A 2,489-nucleotide genomic window follows, 5' to 3' on the forward strand; every position below is an offset into this window, starting at 1 on the left:
GCTGGCCTGCACGCCATCGTCCTGAACTCGCGCCAGTCGGCCGGCACCCGCGCTGCGGCGCTGCTGGACTCATGCCGTCCCGACACGTTCGTGTTCCTGTCGCCGGAGCAACTCGCTAACCCGGAGACCCGTCAGACGCTCGCGCGCGCGGCGCCGGGTCTTTTCGTCGTGGACGAGGCCCACCTGATTAGCCAGTGGGGCCATGACTTCCGCCCCGATTACATGCTGCTGGGAGCGCAGGCGGAGGCCGTCGGCGCGCCGGTGCGCCTGGCGCTGACCGCCACCGCGGCGCCGCCGGTGCGCCAGGAGATCGTACAACGGCTCGGCATGCGCGAGCCGGAGACCGTGATCGGCGACTTCGACCGGCCGAACATCTTCCTGTCGGTCCGCCGGGCACAGAGTGTCAAGGAAAAGCAGCAGCACCTCGTCCGTGCGGCGACCGAGTTCGAGGGGCCTGGGATCGTCTACGCGGCGACGCACGCCGACGCGAAGGCGGCTCACGACACGCTCGCGGCGGCCGGGGAGCGGATGACGCTCTATCACGCCGGGCTGGCCTCGCGCGCCCGGCAGGACGCGATGGCGGCGTTCCTCGACGGCACGGCGCGGGTCATCGCGGCCACCGTCGCGTTCGGGATGGGGATCGACAAGCCGGACGTGCGCTGGGTCGTGCACTACGACCCGCCGCCGTCGCCCGACTCGTACTACCAGGAGTTCGGGCGGGCCGGCCGGGACGGGGCGCCGTCGCAGGCGCGACTGCTCTACCGGTATGAGGACTTCGAGACCGCGCGGCACCTGACCGCGCGCGGCGTCTCCAGCGCGGCGGTGGTCCAGGCCGCCACCGCGCTCGCGGCCGGCCAGGACGCGGAAGCCGGCACCCGCCTGCAGACGGCCGCGATCGCCCAGCTGGCGGATCTCGGCGCGGTGACGTGGCAGCCGGACGGCGGGGCCCGCTGGAGCGGGACGATGACGGTTGCCGAGGCCTTCACCGCGTCCGAGGAGAAGACGGAGCGCGAAGGCGAAGTCGAGCGGTCCCGGCTGACGATGATGCGCCACTACGCCGAGCATCCCGGGTGCCGGCGTTCGTTCGTGCTCACCTACTTCGGGCAGGATTACCCGGGTCCGTGCGGCAACTGCGACAACGACCTCGCGCGCAGCGACTTCACCGGCACTCCCCCGGCGGCAGACCGGAGCGATATCCCGTTCGGCGTCGGCACCCGGGTGGTGAGCGAACACTGGGGCGAGGGCACCGTCCAGCGGTACGACGGTGACCAGGTCACCGTGCTGTTCGACGAGCACGGCTACCGCCAGCTGTTCGTCCCTGTCGTGGTTGAACGTGGCCTGCTGCGGCCCGCGCCGTGACGGCGGCTAACCTCGTCTGCGTGCAGTCACATTTTCCGCAACCACGGCCGGGCGTCCGGTGACGGGCCGGCTGACCCGGCGTCGCGGCGGCCCCGCCCGGCTGCGCGAGCTGCTGAACTCGGGCCAGACGGTGGTGGCGCCGGGCGCGTTCGATCCGCTGGCCGCCCGCCTGGTCGAGGAGGCCGGGTTCGCCGCGGTGTACATGACCGGGTTCGGCACGTCCGCCGCGCTGCTCGGACGGCCCGACGTGGGCCTGCTCACGATGACCGAGATGGCCGACAGCGCGGGCCGCATCGCGGCGTGCGTGGACATCCCGCTGATCGCTGACGCGGACACGGGCTACGGCAACCCGCTGAACGTGATCCGCACCGTCGGCGCCTACGAGGCGGCCGGGGTGGCCGGGCTCCATATCGAGGACCAGGTCGCGCCCAAGAAGTGCGGCCACATGGAGGGCAAGCAGGTCATCGGCGCCGACGAGATGGCGCAGAAAGTCAGGGCCGCGGTCGACGCGCGCACCGACCCCGACTTCGTGATCATCGCCAGGACCGACGCCCGTGCCGTGGAGGGCCTGGACAGCGCGCTGGACCGCGCGCGGCGGTACCGCGACGCCGGGGCCGACGTCCTGTTCATCGAGGCGCTGGTCTCCGAGGCGGAGATCGAGGCCGCGGCGGCGGCGTTCCCCGACGTCCCGCTGCTGTTCAACTGGGCCGAGGGCGGCAAGACGCCGCCGGTGGGCCTGGACCGGCTCACCGAACTCGGGTACCGCATCGTGATCTTCCCGATCGGCACGCTGCTGGCGGCCACCGCCGCGATGCGCCGCATCCTGAAGGAGATCGCCACGGCAGGCACCCCGGCGGCACTCCTTGGCGAGCTCCCGACGTTCGGCGAGTTCACCGACTTCATCGGGCTGCCCGAGGTGCGCGGGATCGAGCAGCGTTACATCGCGCGTGAGTCGTGATCGTGGCGGGAACCGGATCGAAGGTCACGGCCATGTGCTGGGTCGTCGCGGGCGGGTTCGCCGCGTGGGCGGCAGCGCGGCTGACCGCGGCTGACCGGGTGCGCCGCACGGAAATCCCCGTGGTGCCGTTGCTGTCGGTCACCCCGCAGGTGGCCGCGGCCGCGCCGTGGGC

Annotated in this window: 2 protein-coding genes; both read left to right on the top strand. The window is 72.4% G+C overall.

Going from position 1 to position 2,489, the window contains the following annotated elements; all coding sequences use genetic code 11:
- Window positions 1–1,359 (top strand): RecQ family ATP-dependent DNA helicase (locus tag WA805_RS07350; protein WP_425241956.1); only part of this gene is annotated, 1,359 nt, incomplete at its 5' end.
- Between the two features lie 58 nt (window positions 1,360–1,417).
- Window positions 1,418–2,317, top strand: coding sequence for an isocitrate lyase/PEP mutase family protein (locus tag WA805_RS07355; RefSeq protein WP_425241957.1), 900 nt, complete (start codon window positions 1,418–1,420; stop codon window positions 2,315–2,317).
- The last annotated feature ends 172 nt before the right edge of the window (window positions 2,318–2,489 follow it).

It is taken from the genome of Trebonia sp., assembly GCF_049794275.1.
Classification (GTDB): domain Bacteria; phylum Actinomycetota; class Actinomycetes; order Streptosporangiales; family Streptosporangiaceae; genus Trebonia.